We start from the raw sequence: 20318 nt of genomic DNA on the forward strand, positions 1-20318 counted from the left end.
GACCCCGGCCCGGCGAACCTGCGCGGAAGCTATGTCCGTAAACGGGCAGAGTTGTCATGTCACGGTCTTATAAAGTCCGTCTCCGCCCTTGGCCGCCCGATCTTGGACCTGATAGAGATTCTTCTCTGGCCGTCGTCCACCGCGTGGGAGCGGTGACACCGCCGGGGGGGCATTACATGGTCCGGTATCGACCGGGCCTTCTGTACGCAACTCTTCACGCTTCCGCCGTGCCCGCACGCGCGTGCCCGCATCGGCGCACCCTTCCGCGGTTTCACCTGCCCGCACGCACCCGGGCGACGGGGGATGTCGAAGAGGGAGTGTGCATGGGCCGAACCGCCCGTGAGAGGGCGTATCGATGGGGGGCGGCGACCATAGCCGCCCTGGCCGTGACCGCCGTCGTGACGCCGGTGTCGTACGCGGCCACGTCCGCCGAGCCGGCCCCGCAGCGGGTCGGCGGCACGCCGAAGATCCCGGCGGGCGCCGTGCGCGCGGCGGACCCGGCGGCCGGGCAGGCGCTGGACCTGAGCGTGGTCCTGGAGCCGCGCGACCCGGCGGCGCTGAACCGTTTCGTCGCCGAGGTAGCCGACCCGGCGTCGCCGAACTACCGCAAGTACCTGCGGACGGGCGAGTTCGCGGACCGCTTCGGCGCCGCGCCGCAGACCGTCGAGCGGGTCCGCGCCGAACTCGCGGCCAAGGGCCTTGAGGTCGGCGACCTGGAGTCCGACGGACTGACGCTGCCCGTGCACGCGACGGTCGGCAAGGCCGCCAAGGCCTTCGCCACCGACTTCGACGGCTACAAGCTCAAGGACGGCAGGACCGGGTTCACCAACACCCGCGCCCCGCAGCTCGACGGCCGGGTCGCCGACGACGTCCGCGGCGTCGTCGGACTGAGCAACCTGGCCGCCTACCAGCCGCGCAACACCGGCACCAAGGGCGCGGCCAAGGTGCAGCGGAGCACGGGCGGCGCCCTGACGCCCCGGCTGACCGGCACCACCGGCACGATGTGCACCGACGTCAAGAACCTGTACGCGAGCCCCCCGGCCGCGTACGACAAGCAGGACTACTGGAGCGCCCGTTCGCTCGCGTCCGCCTACAACATGGCGGACCAGCCCAACGTGCAGACCAGCACCACCGTCGCGGTGTACTCGCTGGAGAACTACGACCTGCGCGACATCAACAGCTACCAGGCCTGCCACGGCACCAAGGCCTCGGTCAGCTCCGTCCGGGTCAACGGCGGCCCGTCCGAGCCGGCGAGCGTGGACACCGGCGTCGGCATGGAGACCGCGCTGGACGTCGAGACCATCATCGGTCTCGCCCCGCAGGCCAAGGTCCTCGTCTACCAGGCCGAGAACACCTGGGACGACGCCACGGCCGTCCTGCGCCGGATCGTCACCGACAACCGCGCCAAGGTCGTCTCCATCAGCTGGGGCCTGTGCGAGCTGAACACGCCGAGCGAGGTCATCAGCGCCGAGACCGTGCTGTACCAGCAGGCCGCCGCGCAGGGCCAGACCGTCGTCGCCGCCTCCGGTGACAGCGGCTCCACCGGCTGCTACAACCCGTACTACGCCGCGCCGCACGCCAATGAGCTGGTCACCGACTGGCCGGCGAGCTCGCCGTACGTCCTCGGCGTGGGCGGCACCAGCATGCAGTCCGCCGTCTCCAACCAGACCACCTGGACCGGCTCGGGCGGCGGCGTCTCCCAGCTGGCCAAGGTCGACGCGGCCGGCTTCCAGAACCGCACCGGCGCCGGCTACGGCAACGTCTGCGCCGCCGGCGCGGGCGAGAACTGCCGCCAGGTGCCGGACGTCTCCGCGGTCGGCGACCCGGCCACCGGCTACCCGGTCGCCTTCGGTCACACCCCCGACGGCGCCCAGTACTGGAACATCATCGGCGGCACCAGCGGCGCCGCCCCGGTGTGGGCCGCGCTGATCGCGCAGGCCGACCAGGACCTGGCCTGCCAGGCCAACGGCGCCGTCGGCTACGCGCACAACGCGCTGTACCGTCTGCCCGCCACCGCCTTCCGTGACGTCACCAGCGGCAACAACAACCTCACCGAGTCCGGCAACTACAGCGGCCAGTACCAGGCCGGCGCCGACTACGACCTCGCGACCGGCCTCGGCACGCCGAACGGACGCGAGATCGTCAAGGGCCTGTGCGCGGCCGTCCCGCGCTCTGCGGAGAGCACCTTCAACGCGCTCACCCCGGCCCGTGTCCTCGACACCCGCTACGGCATCGGCCGCTCCGGCACCTCCCCGGTCGCCGCGAACGGCACGGTCAAGCTGAAGGTGACGGGGGTCGGCGGCGTCCCGGCCACCGGCGTCACCGCGGTCGTCATCAACGTCACCGCCGCCGCGCCCACCGCGACCGGTCACCTCATCGCCTACCCGAGCGGCACCCCCCGCCCGGAGTCGTCGAACATGAACTGGCTCAAGGGCGAGGTCATCCCGAACCTGGTGACCGTCCCGGTCGGCAAGGACGGCTCGGTCAACCTGTTCAACGCCAGCAACGGCACCGTCCACTTCGTCGGTGACGTGGCCGGCTACTACTCCACCGAGGCCGGCGGCTCCACCTACCTGGCCAAGGGCCCGAACCGCATCCTCGACACCCGCAGCGCCAACGGCGTGACCACCCGGACGCCGGTCGCCGGCAAGGGCACCGTCACCCTCCAGGTCGCGGGCCGCGGCGGAGTCCCCGCCACCGGTGCCACCGCCGTCGTCCTCAACGTCACGGCCACCGCGCCCACGTCGAGCGGCTTCCTGATCGCCTACCCGAGCGGCGCGGCCCGCCCGACGGCGTCGAACATCAACTGGCTCGCCGGGCAGACCCGTCCCAACATGGTCGTGCTTCCCATCGGCACCGACGGCAAGGTGAAGCTGTACAACGCCGGCACCGGCACCGTGCACTTCATCGCCGACGTCGCCGGCTACTTCACCTCCGCCACGGACGGCTCGTCCTTCCACACGGCGGGCCCGAGCCGGCTGCTCGACACCCGGTACGCCCTCGGCACCTCCGGCACCAAGCCGCTGGCCGGCGGCTCCACCCTGGCGCTGAGCCTCAACGACGGCCACACCCTGGCCAACGCCAAGGCCGTGGTCCTCAACGTCACCGTCACCGCCCCGACCTCGGGCGGGTTCCTGACCGTGTGGCCCGACGGGACCACCCTGCCCAACGCCTCCAGCCTCAACTGGGTCAAGGGCCAGACCGTGGCCAACCTGGTGACCGTGCCGGTCGTCAACGGAAAGATCGACTTCCGTCCGAACGCCGGCAGCGTCCATGTGATCGCCGACCTGTTCGGCTACTACATGTAGGACGCCGCGCGAGCGACCGTAAGCCAGTACCCGGGCCCTGCCCCCGCCGCCGTACCGAGCGGCGGGGGCAGGGCCCTTTGCGCACCCGGAACCGCCCGGGACCCGGTCGGGGTCCGCCCCGGTGACTACTCTGCTTGCGTGACCACCGAGTTGACGCTTCTGTCCGCCGTCTCCTTCCGTGGGCGGGAGATCACCGCGCCCCGGCTGCGCGGCCTGCTGGCCCTGCTCGCCGACGACCTGCGCACCGGGTGCAGCACGGGCCGGCTGGTGGAGGGACTGTGGCCCGAGGAGCAGCCCGAGCGGCCCGGCAAGGCCGTCCAGGTGCTGGTGTCGCGGCTGCGCGCGCAGCTCGGCGCCGACCTGGTGGTGAGCACGCCGACGGGCTACCGGCTGGCGCTGGACGAGACTCAGGTCGACGCCTGCGCGCTGGCCCGGCACGCGGAGGCGGGCGCCGAACGCGCCCGCGCCGGGGACCACACGGCAGCCCTGGCCGAGGCCGAGGCGGGCCTGGCCCTGTGGGACGGGACCGTGGACGCCGTGGCCGGCGAGGACCTGCACGACCCGGTGGCGGCCCTGCGCACCGCCCGCGTCCCCGCGCACCGCTCGCTGGCCCGTACCCGCGCGCTCGCGCTCGCCCGGCTGGGGCGGCGGGAGGAGGCCGCCGCACCCCTGGCCGAGCTGGCCGGGGAACTCCCACAGGACGAGGAGGTGCTGGCGGAGCTGCTGCGCTGCGAGGCCGCCACCGCCGGCCGGGCCGCCGCGCTGACCCGGTACGACGCCTACCGCCGCCGGCTGCGCGACGAGCTGGGCACCGATCCCGGCCCCGGCCTCAAGGCCGTCTACCAGGACCTGCTGAGCGCGGACGTGGCGCCGGTGCGCCACGGCGTGCCGCACGAGCCGAACCCGCTGCTGGGCCGGGACGCCGATGTCGCCGCCGTGACCGGGCTGCTGCGCGAGGCCCGGGTGGTCACCGTCGTCGGCCCCGGCGGACTGGGCAAGACCCGGCTCTCCCACGCGGTGAGCCGGGCGGCCGAGCAGCCCGTGGTGCACTTCGTCCCGCTGGCCGGTGTCACCGCCGACGACGACGTGCCCGGCGAGGTGGCCTCGGCGGTCGGCGCCGAGGGCCGGCAGTTCGCGGGCGGCACGGACCTGGTGGGCTCCATCGCCGCCGCGCTCGGCGCCGGACCGGTGCTGCTGGTGCTGGACAACTGCGAACAGGTCGTCGCCGGGGCGGCCGCCCTCGTCCAGGCGCTGGTCTCACGGTCGCCCAGGCTGCGGGTGCTGGCCACCAGCCGGGCCCCGCTGGGGCTGAGCTCGGAGTCCGTGTACGCCCTGCCCGAACTGTCCCCGGCGACCTCGGTGGAGCTGTTCACGCAGCGGGCCCGCGCCGCCCGGCCCGGCGTGGAGCTGCCCCCGGGGCCGGTCGCCGAGATCTGCCGGCACCTGGACGGGCTGCCGCTCGCCGTGGAACTCGCCGCGGCCCGGGTGCGGGTGCTGTCCGTGGCCGACATCTCCAGCCGCCTGCGGGACCGGTTCGCGCTGCTGCGCGGCGGCGCCCGGGACGCGCCCGAGCGGCACCGCACCCTGCGCGCCGTGGTCGACTGGAGCTGGAACCTCCTGGAGAGCGACGGCCAGGCCGCCCTGCGCGCCCTGTCGGTGTTCCCCGGCGGCTTCACCGAGGACGCGGCGCAGTACGTCCTCGGCGACAGCGCGGACGCGTTGACCCTGCTGGAACAGCTCGCCGGGCAGTCCCTGATCAAGGTGGACGACAGCCCCTCGGGCGTGCGCTTCCGCATGCTGGAGACACTGCGGGAGTTCGGCGCGGCCAAGCGTGCCGAGGCCGGCGAGGAGGAGGCGGTCACCGGCCGCTTCCTCGCCTGGGCGCGGGACTTCGGCCGCGCCCACCACGACCGGCTGTTCAGCCACGACCCGGTGCCCGCCTGGTCCGGCATACGCGCCGAGCAGGACAACCTGGTCCTCGCGCTGCGGCACGCGCTGGCCCGCGCCGACGGGCCCACCACCGCGGCCGTCACCGCGGTGCTGTCCTCCCTGTGGTCCACCGGCTCCAGCTACGCCCGGCTGGCCCAGCTGGCCGCCGACACCGCGGGCCCCCTGTCCCACTTCCGGCCCGAGGACCCCGAGGACGTGGAACCGGCCCGCAGCGCGGCGGCGGTGTGCGCGGCGAGCCTCTTCATGGGCCACGGCCCGCACGCCGTACGCCAGTTGGTGACCCTGCGCCGGCTGCCGCCCGCCCCGCCGGACACCGTGCTGCGTGCCCTGTCGGTCGTGCTGTGCGCCGTACCGGATATGCGGCCGCCGGAGTTCGCCCGGCTGCGGGAGCTGTGCGAGGCCGCCGAGCCGCTGCTGGCGGGCGTCGCCGCGGGTGTCGCCAGCTACGTCTGGGAGGCGGGCCACGACGTGGAGCGGGCGCTGGAGAGCGCCCGCCGGATGGTCGACGCGCTCACCCCGCTGAACAACCCGGCCATGCACCTGCTCAGCCACGGCCGGGTCAGCGAGCTGTGCCTGCAGACCGAGCGGGGCGCGGAGGCGTACGACCATCTGCGCGCCGCCCTGAGCGCGCTGGACGCGTTCGGCGACTCCTCGGACTCGCTCGGGGTGCGCTGGGGGCTGGTGCTGGCCTGTCTGCACAACGGCGAGATCGAGGAGGCCGAGTACTGGCTGGACCGCGCCACCCTGGACCAGCCCCCGGAGGCGGACGGGACGTACAGCCCCGAACTGGCGGCCCGGGCGGAGATAGCGCTGGCCCGGGGACTGACCGAGCTGGGGCTCGGGCTGTGGCGCCGGGCGGCGGAGCGGGTACGGCAGGTCAGTGCCGTGTACGCCGCCGGCGATCCGTTCGTGGACCCGTGGGCGCTGCAGCTGCAGTCGGCCGCCGTGGCCGCGCACGCGCTGCACGGCCGGCCCGACCCGGTCGCCGGGCTCACCGAGGAGTTGCGGGCGCGGCTGCTCAGGCTGCTGTCCGCTGCCCTGGCCGACGGCTCGCCGGTCGACGGGGCCCCGGTGGAGCTGCCGGTGTACGGCACGTTGCTGCTCGCGCTCGGGCACGACCGGCTGGCGCGGGGCGAGCGGGGAGCCGTACGGCTGCTGGCGCTGGCCGAACGGATGCCGGTGGTACGGGAGTTCCCCGCCCTGTCTCTTGCGCGTTCCCGGGAAGCGGCCGAGAACGCCGACAAGGCGGCGTACGCCGACGCGAGGTCGAGGTACGCCGCCCTGGGGCGGGAGGAGCTGCGGGTGGAGGCGCTGCGGGAACTCGCTCCGCGGGGTTGACGGTCCTCTGCCGGGCCGGACTCACCGCTTGGGCTCGCGGTTGAACGACGCCCTGGACCACAGGTAGCCCAGCACCGACAGCCCGATCGCCCAGGCCAGGCTCAGCACGGCGTTCTTCGCGCCGATCTCGCTGCCCAGCAGCAGGCCGCGCAGCGTCTCGATGAAGGGCGAGAACGGCTGGTACTCGGCGAACCAGCGGAACCAGCCCGGCATGGCGTCCACCGGCACGAACGCGCTGGACAGGAACGGCAGCATGACCAGCGGGGTGCCGATGTTGCTGGCGCCCTCGGGGTTGGGGCTCACCAGGCCCATGCCGACCGCGATCCAGGTCAGCGCGAGGCTGACCAGCGCCATCAGAGCGGCCGCCGCGATCCACTCCACCGGCGACGCCTCGGGCCGGAAGCCGATGGCCAGTCCGATGCCCAGGACGAGCACCAGGGCCGCCATCGTCTTGATCACGCTGCCGATCACATGGCCGATCAGCACGGAGGAGCGGGAGATCGCCATGGTGCGGAACCGGGCCATGATGCCCTCGGTCATGTCGGTGCACACGGACACCGCGGTGCCGAGCGAGGTCATGGCCACGGTCAGGAAGAGGATGCCGGGCACGAGGTAGGCGACGTAGTCGCCCCGGTCCGCGTGGCCGCCGTTGATGCCGGCGCTCATCACGTTGCCGAAGACGTAGACGAACAGCAGCAGCAGGATGACCGGGGTGAGCAGGAGGTTCAGGGTGAGGGAGGGATAGCGGCGCGCGTGCAGGAGGTTGCGCCGCAGCATGGTGAGGTTGTCGCGGAAGGCGTGGCCGGCGGTGCTCATCGGGCGGTCTCCTTGTCGGTGCTGCGGGCGGTGACGGTCTGCGCGGGTACGGAGCTGCCGGTCAGGGCGAAGAACACGTCGTCCAGGTCCGGGGTGTGCACGGACAGCTCGTCGGCCTCGATGCCGGCGGCGTCCAGCCAGTCGAGGACGGCGCGCAGCTCGCGCTGGCTGCCGTCGCTGGGGATCTGCAGGGTGAGCGCCTCGTCGTCGCGGGTGGTCTCGCGCAGCGCGGTCGCCGCCCGCTCGTACGTCACCGGGTCGGAGAACCGCAGCCGCACATGGCCGCCCGGCACCAGCCGCTTGAGCTCGGCGGCGCTGCCCTCGGCGACGATCCGGCCGCCGTTGAGGACGGCGATGCGGTCGGCGAGCTGGTCCGCCTCCTCCAGGTACTGGGTGGTGAGGAAGACGGTCGTACCGCCGGAGACCAGTTCTCGGATGATCTGCCACATGGTGTGGCGGGAGCGCGGGTCGAGTCCGGTGGTCGGCTCGTCAAGGAAGATGATCCGCGGGTCGCCGACCAGGGTCATGGCGATGTCCAGACGGCGCTTCATGCCGCCGGAGTAGGTGGAGGCGGGCTTCCTGGCGGCCTCCACCAGGTCGAAGCGTTCCAGCAGCTCGGCGGTGACCTGCCGGCCCTGGCGCTTGGACAGGTGGTGCAGGTCCGCCATCAGCAGCATGTTCTCCTCGCCGGTGATCAGCCCGTCCACGGCGGAGAACTGCCCGGTGACCCCGATGGCGGCCCGGACGGCCTGCGCCTGGGCGGTGAGGTCGTGCCCGGCGATGCGGGCCTGGCCGGCGTCGGCGGAGATCAGCGTGGACAGGATGCTGACCACCGTGGTCTTGCCGGCGCCGTTGGGTCCGAGGAGGGAGAAGATCGTGCCCGTGGGCACCTGGATGTCCACGCCGTCGAGGACTGTCTTGTCCCCGTAGGCCTTGCGCAGCCCGGTGGCCGCGATCGCGAGTTCGTGGTCTGTCGTCATGCCCCAGAGCGTGCGGGGCGCGGCATTCAGGACGGCTTCAGCGCGGTTTCAGCGCCCCGGGCGGGCCTGGGGCCGCTGAAACCCGCTGGTCAGAGGGTCGATGCGGGGCCCGGCGGGAGATGGACCGTCATGATCAGATGGCAGGGTTCGGTGCCCGCCCCGCGGTAGGTGTGCGGGGTGTCGCCGTCGAAGGTGGCGGTCTGTCCTGCGTCGACGGTGTGCTCGGTGCCGTCGACGACCAGGATCACCCGGCCCGCGGTGACGCTGACGGTCTCCACGACCCCGGCCTGGTGGGGGTGGCTGGGGTACTCCTCGCCCGGCTCCAGCCGCCAGCGCCAGACCTCGACGGGGGCCGGGCCGGAGGTCGTCAGCATCAGCCGGGCCTCGCTGCCGTGCTCGCCGGTCCACAGCGGGGTGACGGACTCGGCGTCCACGACGCGGACCCGGCCCTCGGGCGGGCCCTGCATCAGCGCGGACACCGAGATGCCGAGGGTGTCGGCGAGCCGGACCAGGGTGGCCAGGTTGGGGTTGCCCTGCGCCTTCTCCAGCGCCACCAGGGCGCCCTTGCTGACCTGGGCCCGCCGGCTGAGCTCGTCCAGCGACAGGCCGGCCCGGGCGCGGGCCGCCTTGACGTTGTGCGCGACCGTCCGCAGGGCTGCGGTTGTCTCGGCCACTGATCACCCTCCTTGCGCCTGGACCACTGGAATGGACCGCGCGGTCGTTCGGTTGACACACTTCGGTCGGTCCGTTGTACGGTGCGGTCGTTCCACTGAATGGTACGGGATGACCTCGTGATCGCTCTGCTGCCGGCCCTGGGCAGCTCTCCGGCACCACCCCCCACCCCACCCCCACGCGCCCGCACAGGAAACGGACCCAAGCCATGCCAACCTTCCGTATCGCCCAAGCCGTAGCCGCCGCCTTCCCCGACACCCTCATCGCCCTCGTCACCGCCCACGGCATCCGAGGCCACGAACCCTGGCCCCACACCGAAACAGCCCTCGCAGAGCTGGAGCAGCAGCTCAAGGACGGCACCTGGCACCCCGCCGACGAGAGCGACCCCCGCATCGAGGCCTGGCACACCGCCTACCGAGCCTTCGGCACCAACCCCCGCCGCATCCGCCCCAGCGTCGACGCGCTCGGCCGCCGCCTGGCCAAGAAGGGCACCCTGCCCCGGATCAACCCGGCCGTCGACTCCTACAACGCCGTCTCCGTACGGCACGGGCTCCCCGCCGGCGCCTTCGACCTGGATCACGTCACCGGTGACGTCGACATCCGGTACGCGGACGGCACCGAGACCTTCACCCCGCTCGGCGAACCCGGCACCGTCGAGCACCCCAGGCCCGGCGAGGTCGTCTACGCGGACTCCGGCGGCGTCCTGACCCGCCACTGGAACCACCGCGACGCCCACCGCACCCGCGTCACCGAGGACTCCGTCCACGTGGCCTTCCTGCTGGAGACCCCGCACGCCTCCCGGGACGGCGACCTGCTGAAGGTCGCTGCCGACGAACTCCTCGGCCTCCTCGCCCCGCACGCCGAGCGGACCGCCGTGCGGTACCTCGGCGCGGCGCAGCCCGAGGTCACCGCCTGAACTCCACGGGGCAGTTGGAGGCTCGGGGTCCGCTCGCCAGTACGCTGTGGTGCGCTGCGGCCCTCCCCCCACCGTCCCGCCGGCTTCGGCGGTACGTGCGGTCTGCGGCGCTCACATAGGTCGTGCGAGGCGAGGTTGAGTCACAGGTGCTGATAGCGGGCCGGTACCGGCTGCTCGAACCGATCGGACGCGGCGCGATGGGGGAGGTCTGGCGAGGGCACGACGAGATGCTCGGCAGACCCGTGGCGGTCAAACTCCTGCTGGAGCAGGCCAGTTCGGACGCCACCGCCGCCGCCCGGTTCCGGCTGGAGGCGCAGACCGCGGGGGCGCTGAGCCATCCGCACGTGGTCGGCGTACTGGACTTCGGGCAGCACGAGGAGCGGCTGTTCCTGGTGATGGAGCTGGTCGAGGGCAGCAGCCTTGCCCGTCTCGGCCGGCAGCCCGCCGACCGGGTCGCGCGGATCGCCGCGCAGGCCGCCGCCGGGCTCGCCGCCGCGCACCAGCAGGGCATCGTGCACCGCGACATCAAGCCCGCCAACCTGCTCCTCGACGCCGACGGCACCCTGAAGATCGGCGACTTCGGCATCGCCCGCTTCCTCGACGACCCCGGCGCGGCACTCACCGCGACCGGGCAGATCGTCGGCACCGGCCTCTACCTCGCGCCGGAACGCGCCCTTGGACGCCCCGCCGGACCGCCCTCCGACGTCTACGCACTGGGCTGCGTGCTCTACCAACTCCTGACCGGGCGGCCCCCGTTCAACGCCGACACGGCCCTCGGCGTACTGCACCTGCACCTGGACGCCGCCCCCGTCCCGCCCCGCGACCTGGGCGTCCAACTGCCGCCGCCCTTCGAGGACTTCCTGCTCGACCTGCTCGCCAAGGAGCCCGACGACCGGCCCAGCGCCCAGCAGATCGCCGACTGGTTCACCGGCGGCGCCTGGCAGAGCCGGGCCGAGCCGCTGCCGCCCAGCCGGGAACCGGCGGCCCCCGTGCCGCCGCCCCCGGCACCCGCCGCCGTCGCCACCTACCGGCTCCCGGCACCCGAGCAGCGGCGCCGCCGCCCGTCCGGGGCGCGGGGGACGTCCGGGGGGCGGGGCCCGGCCGGGGGGCGCCGGCTCAGCCGTACCAAGAAGAAGGTGGTCGCGGGGCTCGCCGGTGTGCTGCTCTTCGTGGGCGCGCTGCTGGCCGGCATGACCTGGTTCGCGCCGGACCGCAGCTCCGCCGAGACGACCCGGCCCCCGGCGGCCACCACGCCCGGGCCCACGGATCCGGCCGCCACACCGGCGACCGTCACCGCCGACGAGCCGGTCCCCGGTACGCAGGGCGAGGACCCGGCGAAGGACCGCAAGGGCAGGAAGAAGAACGGCAAGCACGACGACGACTGAGCCCGGAAACGGGACGAGGGCCCCCGCGGGGGCCCTCGTTCACAGCGGTCGGCGGAGCGTCACTTGATGTAGACGAGTCCGTCGGTGGTGATGGTGGGACGGCCGCTGGTGCCGACGACCACGATCTTGACGGTGTGCTTGGCGCTGGTCGACCAGGACTTCGTCCAGATCGCCTGCCGGTACAGCGTCGTCGCGGACTTCAGGTCCACGGTCGCGGTCTTGACGCCGTCGACATAGACGTACACCTGGCCCGAGCTGGACGCCCGGGAGACCACCCAGGAGGCGGAACGCCCGGTGAAGGTCCAGGTGAGGGAGGCGCCCGCGGAGGCGCTGGAGTACGACTGACCGCCGAGGTAGCTGCTGGAGGAGCGGGTGCTCCAGCTGCCGGACTTCACGGCCGAGGTCTCCTGGAGGATCACCGGGGTGAAGGCGGCGGAGGCGGTGGCGGTGTTGCCGGCGTAGTCCGCGGCGCGCATCGACCAGGTGGCGGCGGTGCCGGACGCGGCGGTGCGGGCGGCGCTGTAGGTGGTGGCGCCGTAGGTGGCGGTGCCGGGCGCGAGCAGGCTCACCGAGCGCAGCGCGGCGTTGTCGGTGGCCTTCCAGCCGAGCGTGACCGGGACGGCCGTGGTGTTGACGGTGCCGGTGCGCAGGGTCAGCGCCGGGTTGCCGGTGAAGGCGGGGGCGGTCGTCTCGGCGACGACGGTCACCGACGCGGTCGTCGCGGTCCGGCCGGACTGGTGCACGGCGCGGACGGCGACGGTGTGGCTGCCCAGGGCGAGCGTGGTGCTCGCGGAGGAGGCGGTCGCGGCGGTCGTGGCCACCACCTTGCCGTCGACGAGCAGCTCGAACCGCTTCACGAGGGAGCGGGGCGTGGTGGCCGACCAGTTCACGGTGACGGCGCCCTTGGTGTAGTACGTCGAGCCGGACAGGCTGGCGCCGCCCGCCACCGAGGTGACCTTCAGGCCCTGCACGGGACCGGCAGCCCAGGCCCGGATGGTCGGCAGCTGCGCGTACAGGGAGCTGCCCGGGCACTGGGTGTTGTAGCCGTCGCGGTGACCGGAGATCCGCTGGAAGGTGTACTTGGTGCCGGCCGTGTAGCTGGTGCCGAAGTAGTTGGTCTGCGTGGCGCCCGCGTTGAGCTGCACGGTGGACGCCGGGTCGGCGCCGTACTGGCCGAGCTTCCAGGCCGCGACCCGGGCGACGGCCTCCAGCGCGGCGTTGCTCGCGCCGGTCGTGGAGTACTCGCCGAGCACCGCGATGCCCGCGGACTCCCGGTTCCAGCCGTAGGTGTGCGCGCCGAGCACCGGCAGGCCGATGCCGCCCTTGCGGCCCTCGAAGACGGTGCCGCACTTGTCGACGAGGAAGTTGTAGCCGATGTCGTTCCAGCCGTTGACCTGCGTGTGGTACGCGTAGATGCCGCGCACGATGGAGGCGGAGTCGGTGCAGGCGTAGGCGTTGTCGCCGTCGGTGTGGTGCACGAAGACGGCCTTGACGTCCGCGTTGTACTCCGACGGGTCCGGGCTGAGCGACTCGTCGGCACCCCAGCCGGCCCGCGAGGTGACCGGAGGCTGCGGCACTGTGGACGGCGGCGCGGTGGGCGTCGGGGACGCGGTGACCGTCGGAGAAGCGGTGACGGTCGGCGAGGCCGTGGCCGTCGCCGTCGAAGTCGCCGTGTCCGTCGGCGAGGCGGACGCCGTGTCGGTCGGGGACGGGGAGACCGTGTCGGTCGGCGAGGCGGACACCGTGTCGGTCGGCGACGGGGACACGGAGTCGGTCGGTGAGGCGCTCGGCGACACCTCGGCCACGAACGCCGCGGGCGCGGGCTCGCTCACCCGGGTCTCGGCCGCGGTGACGACACCGGGGTCGACGAGGTTGACCTGGAGGCCCGCCGGCAGGGCGGCGGCGGTGCCGTTCTTGCGCAGCACGCGGGCCTCGACCCCGTCGGAGGGGCCGACCCAGCGCGGCTCGGACGCGCCGCGGTCGCCCTTGTCGGCGTGCTCCACCGGGTCGACGTCCACGTCGAGGTCCTGCCAGGCGCTCCACTCGCCGGTCACGGTGGAGTGGGTGCGCACCTGGGCGGTGCCGCGCAGCCGGACGGCGGGGCCGTTCCAGGAGACACCGACGAGCGAGAACTGCTTGGTCTCGGTACGCGGCAGCTCGCGCTTGTCGCTCGCTGCGCCCTTCAGCGTCAGGTCGTAGACCCGCACCGGGCGCTTCGCGCGCACGCCGGGGCCGGAGTCGTGGGCGGGACTGGCGACGGCGTACGTCACCGCGCCCGCGCCTCCCAGCACCACCGCACCGAGCGTCAGCCACGCCCGTCGTTTCAGGCTCAGCGGTCTGTACGCATGCGAGGCATGCGTCGTACGACGACTCACGAGGTATCCCACCCAGAAGAAGGCCGCGACAGGCGGCGGAGTCACAGGAGCCACACCGGTCACACCGGTGCACTGCTCCCTACAGCGGTCCGGACTCCGCCGGCATCACAGGGAAGGGGGGATGGGTGACACAGATCACCTTTCGGGGATCATCGCGCGTGTGCCGTCAACGACGGGCGGGCTGCCACCCCGTGGGGTGACAGCCCGCCGGGGGCGACAAGGGGTCAGGTGCGCAGCGACAGCACCTTGCCCAGCACCCACCGCAGTTCCCGCTCCGCGTCCTGCACGGCGTGCGCGGTGCGCCAGGCCACGAAGGCGTCGGGGCGCACCAGGACCGCGCCCCCGGCCGCGACCCCGTGCGCGTCGGACCACGACGCGCCGTCCTCGGGCACGAGGTCGCCACCGGGGCCCATGCGGTACGGCCGCAGCGGCACCCTCAGCTCGTCGGCCAGCCGCAGCGCGGCGTCGTACCAGGCGCGTCCGGCCTCGGCGTCGCACAGCAGCACCAGGGAGGTCTCGTACAGGTCGAGCGTGGACACGCGCTCCCCGTCGCGCCGCACCCACAGATGCGGCGCGCGGCTGCCGGGCGCACCCGACAGGTCCAGCCGGTCCGGCACCACGGGCCCGGCCGCGTCGGCACCGACGACCGCGCCGGCCGGGTAGCGGTATCCGAGGGCCACGTCGAGGATGCCCCCCGGCCGACGCCCGCCCGCACCCGGGCCGGAACCGGCAGGCGCGACCGCGACAGCACCGGCGGGCGCCCCGGCGGGGGCAACCGCGACCGACCCCGAGGGCGGCCCGTCGGGCGCAACGGCGACCGCCCCCGCGGGCGCGACCGCGACCGCGCCGACAGGCGTCCCGGCGGGCTCAACCGCGACCGGTCCGGCCGGCGCGACGGCGACCGCGCCGGCAGGCGCCGCGGCGACCGCACCCACGCGCACACCCACGCCCGCACCGCCGGCCCCGGCGCCCAGCCCCGGGTCCACCGCCCCCGGCGAGAACCCCGGGTGGCTGTGCTCCACCGACCGCACCGCGGCCCGCGCGCTCGTCGCCTCCGCGACCGGGCGCCGTTCCGCGTCGTAGCTGTCCAGCAGCCCGTCCCCGGCCCAGCCGCCCAGCACGCCCGCGAGTTTCCACGCGAGGTTGTGCGCGTCCTGGATACCGGTGTTGGAGCCGAACGCCCCGGTCGGCGACATCTCGTGCGCGGAGTCCCCGGCGAGGAAGACCCGCCCGGAGCGGTAGCTGCGCGCCACCCGCTGGGCGGCGTGCCAGGGGGCCCGGCCGGTGATCTCCACATCGAGGTCGTCCACGCCCACCGCGCGCCGGATGTGCGCGATGCACCGCTCGTCGGTGAACTCCTCGACGGTCTCGCCGTGTTCGGGGTGCCAGGGCGCGTGGAAGACCCAGTGCTCCCGGTTGTCCACCGGCAGCAGCGCCCCGTCCGCCTCGGGGGAGGTCAGGTAGCAGACGATGAACCGCCGGTCGCCGACCACCTCGGCCAGCCCCCGCGACCGGAAGGTGATGCTGACGTTGTGGAACAGATCGCCCGGCCCGCTCTGCCCGATGCCGAGCTGCTCCCGGATGGGGCTGCGCGGCCCGTCCGCCGCGACCAGGTAGTCCGCCCGCACATGCAGGTGCTCGCCGGTCTCCCGGCTCTTGGCGACGGCGCTCACCCCGTCGCCGTCCACGTCGAAGGACATCAGCTCGGTGGAGAACCGGATGTCCCCGCCGAGCGCCACGGCGTGCTCCAGCAGCACCGGCTCCAGGTCGTTCTGGCTGCACAGGCACCAGGACGTGGGGCTGAAGCGGGCCAGTGAGCCGCCCGCGTCGATCCGTTTGAACAGCCACTCCCCGGCGTCGCCGACGAGGGTCGGCGTCTGCAGGATGCCGTGGTTCTCGGCCAGCGTCGCCGCCGCCCGGTGGATGTCGCCCTCGACACCCGCGACCCGGAAGAGTTCCATCGTCCGGACGTTGTTGCCGCGCCCACGCGGGTGAATGGACGTACCGGCATGCCGCTCCACGAGGGTGTGCCGTACCCCCAATCGGCCCAGGAACACGGACGTCGACAGGCCCACCAGGGACCCTCCGACGATCAGTACCGGAACCCGGTGCACGGCCTCCTGACCGGCCTGTTGCTTCATCTGCTCGCCTCCAGCGCATTGAGCCCACGGGTTCACATCCATGCCCCGCACGGCCCGTCGCGGCTCACGCTTCACCCGCTCACCCCGCCCGGATCGCGCGGGCGTGCAGCTCGGCTCAGGATCGTCCCTACGTGGCCGCGGCGAGAGCTGCCGGCCACCCCACACACAGCTCCCCGCCCGAAGAGACACCCCGAAGAACCCCGAAGAAGCACCCACCGATTACTCAACTCCCCGCCCGAAGAAGAGGTGTGCAGGATGACGGTCTCCCCCGCCGTGTCGACGGTCCCGGACCGCGTCGCCACGGACGCGTTCGACGGGTCCCGGGTGCGGGTCGTGCTGATGGTGGACATCCACGACGGAACCCAGAAGGAGTTCCTGGACGCCTACGAGCACATGTGCGCGCAGGTGGCCGCCGTACCCGGGCACATCAGCGACCAGCTGTGCCAGTCCCTGGAGAACCCCACCCAGTGGCTCATCACCAGCGAGTGGGAGAGCGCCGAGCCCTTCCTCGCCTGGGTCAACAGCGACCAGCACCTGGAGATGGTCGAGCCGATGAGCGGGTGCATCCGCGACACCCGCTCCCTGCGCTACACCGTGCTGCGCGAGACCTTCGGCACCGGTGAAGCCGCCCCCGCGGCCGGACTCCAGCCGGCCCCCCGCACCGGCGGCAACGTCGTCCGGCACGCCCTGACCTTCACGGTCACGCCCGGCAGCGAGGCCGTCGTCGCCGAGCTGCTGTCCCACTACGCCTCCCCGCAGCCCCGGGTGGACGACACCACCCGGCTGCTGCGCACCTCCCTGTTCATGCACGGCAACCGGATCGTGCGCGCCGTGGAGGTGCGCGGCGACCTGCAGGCGGCGCTGCGGCACGTGGCACGCCAGCCGGAGGTGCGGGCGGTGGAGGAGGCGATCAACCCGTATCTGGAGCAGGACCGCGACCTGGACGACCCGAAGTCCGCGCGGGCCTTCTTCACCCGGGCCGCGCTGCCCGCCGTCCACCATGTGGACGCCGCCACCCCGGCCGTCGACGTACAGCGGGTGGCGCTGCTCTACCCCGCCCGGCCCGGGGCCGGCCCGGACCTGGCCCGGCTGCTGGCCCGGCAGGACGCGGCGGCCGCCGGCGACCCGGACGCCGCCGACTGCCCGGTGACGTCCTGCACCGTCTTCCACCGCGACGACCTCGTGGTGCGGCTGGTGGACGTGGCCGGCGACCCGCAGGACACCCCCGGCCGGGTGCTGGCCCTGTCCGACCCGCAGGCCCGGGCCGCGGCCGCGCCGCTGCTGGACGCCGACGCCCTCGGCCTCGACGTGCCGCTGGCGGACGAGCGGTCGCTGCCCCGCCTGTTGACCCGGGCCCGGATGCGGCCCCTGACCGACCGCACGGCCCCGACCGCCTGATCCGGCGGCCGACACCCCGATTCCCTTTCCCCCTTCCGGAGTGAACCGCCATGACGCAACAGCAGGCACGTATCGTCGACCTCGGCTCGATCGCCCCCAACCGCCGGCGCGGAGGTGACGTCCGCGCGCTTCTGACGCCGACCACCGCCGGGTCCACCAGCGGCTTCATGGGCGTGGCCATCGTGCAGCCGGGCGAGCGCATCGCCGAGCACTACCACCCGTACTCCGAGGAGTTCGTCTTCGTCACGCAGGGCGTGTTCGAGGTGGACCTGGACGGCGAGCCGCAGCACCTGCGCACCGAGCAGGGGCTGCTCATCCCGCCGCACGTGCGCCACCGGTTCCGCAACGTCGGCGACACCGAGGCCCGCATCGTCTTCCACCTCGGCCCGCTCGCGCCGCGCCCCGACATGGGCCACGTGGACACCGAGGAGGGCGAAGTCGCCGAGGTGGTGTCATGACCCGGCGCGTGGCGGTCACCGGCATAGGCGTCGTCGCGCCCGGCGGCATCGGCGTCCCCGCGTTCTGGGACCTGCTGTCCCACGGCCGTACGGCGACCCGCAGGATCTCCCTGTTCGATCCGGAGGGCCTGCGCTCACAGATGGCCGCCGAGTGCGACTTCGACCCCGAGGCGCACGGGCTGGACCTCGCGACGGTCCAGCGGTGCGACCGGTACATACAGTTCGCCCTGGTCGCGGCGGCCGAGGCGGTCCGCGACGCGGGGCTGGACACGGCAGCTGAGGACCCGTGGCGCATGGGCGCCTTCCTCGGCACCGCGGTCGGCGGCACCACCCGGCTGGAGCACGACTACGTGCTGGTCAGCGAGCGCGGCGCCCGCTGGGACGTGGACCACGCCAAGGCGGGCCCGGATCTGCACCGCGCCTACTCGCCGAGCACCCTCGCGGCCAGCGTCGCCGAGGAGTTCGGGGCGCGCGGCGTGGTGCAGACCGTGTCCACGGGCTGCACCTCGGGACTGGACGCGGTCGGCTACGCCGCGCAGGCGGTCGCCGAGGGCCGCGCCGACGTGGTGATCGCCGGCGCGTCCGACTCGCCGATCTCACCGATCACCATGGCCTGCTTCGACGCCATCAAGGCGACCTCGCCCAGCAACGACGACCCGGAGCACGCCTCCCGCCCCTTCGACGCCCGCCGCAACGGGTTCGTGATGGGCGAGGGCGGCGCGGTCCTGGTCCTGGAGGACCTGGAGCACGCGCGCAGGCGCGGCGCCCCGGTCTACTGCGAGCTGGCCGGCTACGCCACCTACGGCAACGCCTACCACATGACCGGTCTGACCAAGGAGGGCCTGGAGATGGCGCGGGCCATCGACGACGCCCTGGACCAGGCCCGGCTCGATCCGACCGCCGTGGACTACGTCAACGCGCACGGCTCGGGCACCCAGCAGAACGACCGGCACGAGACCGCCGCGGTCAAGCGCGCCCTGGGCGCGCACGCCTACGGCACCCCGATGAGCTCCATCAAGTCGATGGTGGGCCACTCGCTCGGCGCGATCGGCTCCATCGAACTGGTGGCGTGCGTGCTGGCGCTGGCCCATCAGGCGGTGCCGCCCACCGCGAACTACGAGGTGCCGGACCCCGAGTGCGATCTGGACTACGTGCCGCGCACCGCGCGGGAGCGGGAGCTGTCCACGGTGCTGTCGGTGGGCAGCGGGTTCGGCGGGTTCCAGTCGGCCGTGGTGCTGACCGGAGCGGACAGGAGGCTGCGATGAGCGGACCGAGGAGGCTGCGATGAGCGGACCGGATACCCGGCGGGCCGTCGTCACCGGACTGGGTGTGGTGGCGCCGCAGGGCATCGGCGCGGAGACGTACTGGAAGGCGGTGGCCGACGGTCGCGGCTTCCTCGGCCCGATCACCCGGGAGGGCTGCGCCCACCTGCCGCTGCGGGTGGGCGGCGAGGTGCGCGCCTTCGACCCGGCCGAGCTGATCGAGGCCACCTACCTCGTCCAGACGGACCGGTTCACGCACCACGCCATGGCCGCGGCGCAGCTCGCCCTGGACGACGCCCGCCTGGCGCCGGCCGACGTCGACTCGCCGTACGCGGTGGGTGTGGTGACGGCCGCGGGGTCCGGTGGCGGCGAGTTCGGCCAGCGGGAGCTGCAGAAGCTGTGGGGCCAGGGACCCAAGCACGTCGGGCCGTACCAGTCGATCGCCTGGTTCTACGCCGCCAGCACCGGCCAGACCTCCATCCGCGGCGGCTTCAAGGGCCCGTGCGGGGTGGTGTGCGCGGACGAGCCCGGTGGCCTGGACGCGCTGGCGCACGCCGCCCGTGCCATCGGCCGGGGCACCGACGCGGTGGTGGTCGGTGCGACGGAGGCGCCGCTCGCGCCGTACTCGATGGTCTGCCAGCTCGGCTATCCCGAGCTGAGCACGAGTGACGACCCCGAGCGCGCGTACCGCCCCTTCACCTCGGGTGCGTGCGGTTTCGTGCCCGGGGAGGGCGGCGCCATGTTCGTCCTGGAGGACGAGCGGGCGGCGCGCGAGCGGGGTGCTCAGGCGCGGGCGACGGTGGCCGGGCACGCGGCGACCTTCACCGGTGCCTCCCGCTGGGCCGACTCCCGCGAGGGGCTGGCCCGGGCGATCACCGCGGCGCTGGGGCAGGCGGGTGTGCGTCCACAGGATGTGGACGTCGTGTTCGCCGACGCCCTCGGGGTGCCGGAGGCGGACGAGGCGGAGGTCCTCGCCCTCGCCGACGCGCTCGGCCCGCACGCCCGCAAGGTGCCGGTGACCGCGCCGAAGACCGGCGGGGGCCGGGCGCACTGCGCGGCGGCGGTGCTGGACGTGGCGACGGCCGTGCTCGCGATGGAGCACGGTCTGATCCCGCCCACGCCGAACGTCTACGACCCCTGCCACGAGATGGACCTGGTGACCGGCGCCGCCCGGGCCGCCGAGGTCCGCACGGCCCTGGTCGTCAGCCGGGGCCTGATGGGAAACAACGCGGCGCTCGTCCTGCGCAAGGGCACGCCGTAACGCGTCCGCGGGGACGTCCGCACGGGCGTCCACACGGACATCCACAGGAAGGGAACAC

Annotated in this window: 13 protein-coding genes; 8 read left to right on the plus strand and 5 right to left on the minus strand. The window is 73.6% G+C overall.

Annotation, left to right across the window (positions count from 1 at the left end):
- Positions 1 to 323: 323 nt before the first annotated feature.
- Positions 324 to 3308: a protease pro-enzyme activation domain-containing protein gene (locus C3489_RS02810; protein WP_181139470.1), complete on the plus strand. Its 2985-nt coding sequence runs from the start codon at positions 324 to 326 to the stop codon at positions 3306 to 3308.
- 138 nt (positions 3309 to 3446) lie between these two features.
- Positions 3447 to 6596: a BTAD domain-containing putative transcriptional regulator gene (locus C3489_RS02815; RefSeq protein WP_103779468.1), complete on the plus strand. Its 3150-nt coding sequence runs from the start codon at positions 3447 to 3449 to the stop codon at positions 6594 to 6596.
- 21 nt (positions 6597 to 6617) lie between these two features.
- On the opposite strand, the gene C3489_RS02820 is transcribed toward C3489_RS02815, so the two are convergent.
- The 3 genes from C3489_RS02820 to C3489_RS02830 form a co-directional block, all read right to left on the minus strand.
- A complete protein-coding gene (locus tag C3489_RS02820) occupies positions 6618 to 7412 on the minus strand; it encodes an ABC transporter permease (RefSeq protein WP_103779470.1) in 795 nt (264 codons plus the stop codon).
- A complete protein-coding gene (locus C3489_RS02825) occupies positions 7409 to 8392 on the minus strand; it encodes an ATP-binding cassette domain-containing protein (protein ID WP_103779472.1) in 984 nt (327 codons plus the stop codon). Before C3489_RS02825 ends, C3489_RS02820 begins: the two co-directional genes overlap by 4 nt.
- Positions 8393 to 8481: 89 nt before the next feature.
- Positions 8482 to 9066, minus strand: a complete 585-nt coding sequence (locus tag C3489_RS02830) for an XRE family transcriptional regulator (RefSeq protein WP_103779474.1) — start codon at positions 9064 to 9066, stop codon at positions 8482 to 8484.
- Between the two features lie 206 nt (positions 9067 to 9272).
- On the opposite strand from C3489_RS02830, the gene C3489_RS02835 reads away from it, so the two are divergent.
- Positions 9273 to 9980, plus strand: a complete 708-nt coding sequence (locus tag C3489_RS02835; RefSeq protein WP_103779476.1) for a B3/4 domain-containing protein — start codon at positions 9273 to 9275, stop codon at positions 9978 to 9980.
- Between the two features lie 146 nt (positions 9981 to 10126).
- Positions 10127 to 11365, plus strand: a complete 1239-nt coding sequence (locus C3489_RS02840) for a serine/threonine-protein kinase (RefSeq protein WP_103779478.1) — start codon at positions 10127 to 10129, stop codon at positions 11363 to 11365.
- Between the two features lie 59 nt (positions 11366 to 11424).
- Here C3489_RS02840 and C3489_RS02845 read toward each other — a convergent pair whose 3' ends face one another.
- Positions 11425 to 13692 carry an N-acetylmuramoyl-L-alanine amidase gene (locus C3489_RS02845; RefSeq protein ID WP_103779799.1) on the minus strand — a complete coding sequence of 756 codons (2268 nt, stop codon included), beginning with the start codon at positions 13690 to 13692 and terminating at the stop codon, positions 11425 to 11427.
- Between the two features lie 272 nt (positions 13693 to 13964).
- A complete protein-coding gene (locus tag C3489_RS02850) occupies positions 13965 to 15881 on the minus strand; it encodes an FAD-dependent monooxygenase (RefSeq protein ID WP_103779480.1) in 1917 nt (638 codons plus the stop codon).
- 255 nt (positions 15882 to 16136) lie between these two features.
- Between C3489_RS02850 and C3489_RS02855 the strand changes: the two genes are divergently transcribed.
- Genes C3489_RS02855 through C3489_RS02870 form a run of 4 tightly spaced genes read left to right on the plus strand, consistent with a single transcriptional unit; the run spans position 16137 to position 20260 of the window.
- A complete protein-coding gene (locus C3489_RS02855) occupies positions 16137 to 17279 on the plus strand; it encodes a SchA/CurD-like domain-containing protein (protein ID WP_103779482.1) in 1143 nt (380 codons plus the stop codon).
- A gap of 50 nt (positions 17280 to 17329) precedes the next feature.
- On the plus strand, positions 17330 to 17737 hold the full coding sequence (locus C3489_RS02860; protein ID WP_103779484.1) for a cupin domain-containing protein: 408 nt from the start codon (positions 17330 to 17332) through the stop codon (positions 17735 to 17737).
- Positions 17734 to 19002, plus strand: a complete 1269-nt coding sequence (locus C3489_RS02865) for a beta-ketoacyl synthase (protein ID WP_103779486.1) — start codon at positions 17734 to 17736, stop codon at positions 19000 to 19002. Before C3489_RS02860 ends, C3489_RS02865 begins: the two co-directional genes overlap by 4 nt.
- A 19-nt stretch (positions 19003 to 19021) precedes the next feature.
- Positions 19022 to 20260 carry a ketosynthase chain-length factor gene (locus C3489_RS02870; RefSeq protein WP_103779488.1) on the plus strand — a complete coding sequence of 413 codons (1239 nt, stop codon included), beginning with the start codon at positions 19022 to 19024 and terminating at the stop codon, positions 20258 to 20260.
- Positions 20261 to 20318 lie beyond the last annotated feature (58 nt).

Source organism: Streptomyces sp. Ru71 (assembly GCF_002920535.1).
Lineage (GTDB): Bacteria > Actinomycetota > Actinomycetes > Streptomycetales > Streptomycetaceae > Streptomyces.

Bases quoted from the DNA above. Each gene is read 5' to 3' on its own strand.
- C3489_RS02810 (WP_181139470.1), top strand. From the start codon at position 324: ATGGGCCGAACCGCCCGTGAGAGGGCGTATCGATGGGGGGCGGCGACC.
- C3489_RS02820 (WP_103779470.1), bottom strand. From the start codon at position 7,412: ATGAGCACCGCCGGCCACGCCTTCCGCGACAACCTCACCATGCTGCGG.
- C3489_RS02825 (WP_103779472.1), bottom strand. From the start codon at position 8,392: ATGACGACAGACCACGAACTCGCGATCGCGGCCACCGGGCTGCGCAAG.
- C3489_RS02835 (WP_103779476.1), top strand. From the start codon at position 9,273: ATGCCAACCTTCCGTATCGCCCAAGCCGTAGCCGCCGCCTTCCCCGAC.
- C3489_RS02850 (WP_103779480.1), bottom strand. From the start codon at position 15,881: ATGAAGCAACAGGCCGGTCAGGAGGCCGTGCACCGGGTTCCGGTACTG.
- C3489_RS02855 (WP_103779482.1), top strand. From the start codon at position 16,137: ATGACGGTCTCCCCCGCCGTGTCGACGGTCCCGGACCGCGTCGCCACG.
- C3489_RS02860 (WP_103779484.1), top strand. From the start codon at position 17,330: ATGACGCAACAGCAGGCACGTATCGTCGACCTCGGCTCGATCGCCCCC.
- C3489_RS02865 (WP_103779486.1), top strand. From the start codon at position 17,734: ATGACCCGGCGCGTGGCGGTCACCGGCATAGGCGTCGTCGCGCCCGGC.
- C3489_RS02870 (WP_103779488.1), top strand. From the start codon at position 19,022: ATGAGCGGACCGGATACCCGGCGGGCCGTCGTCACCGGACTGGGTGTG.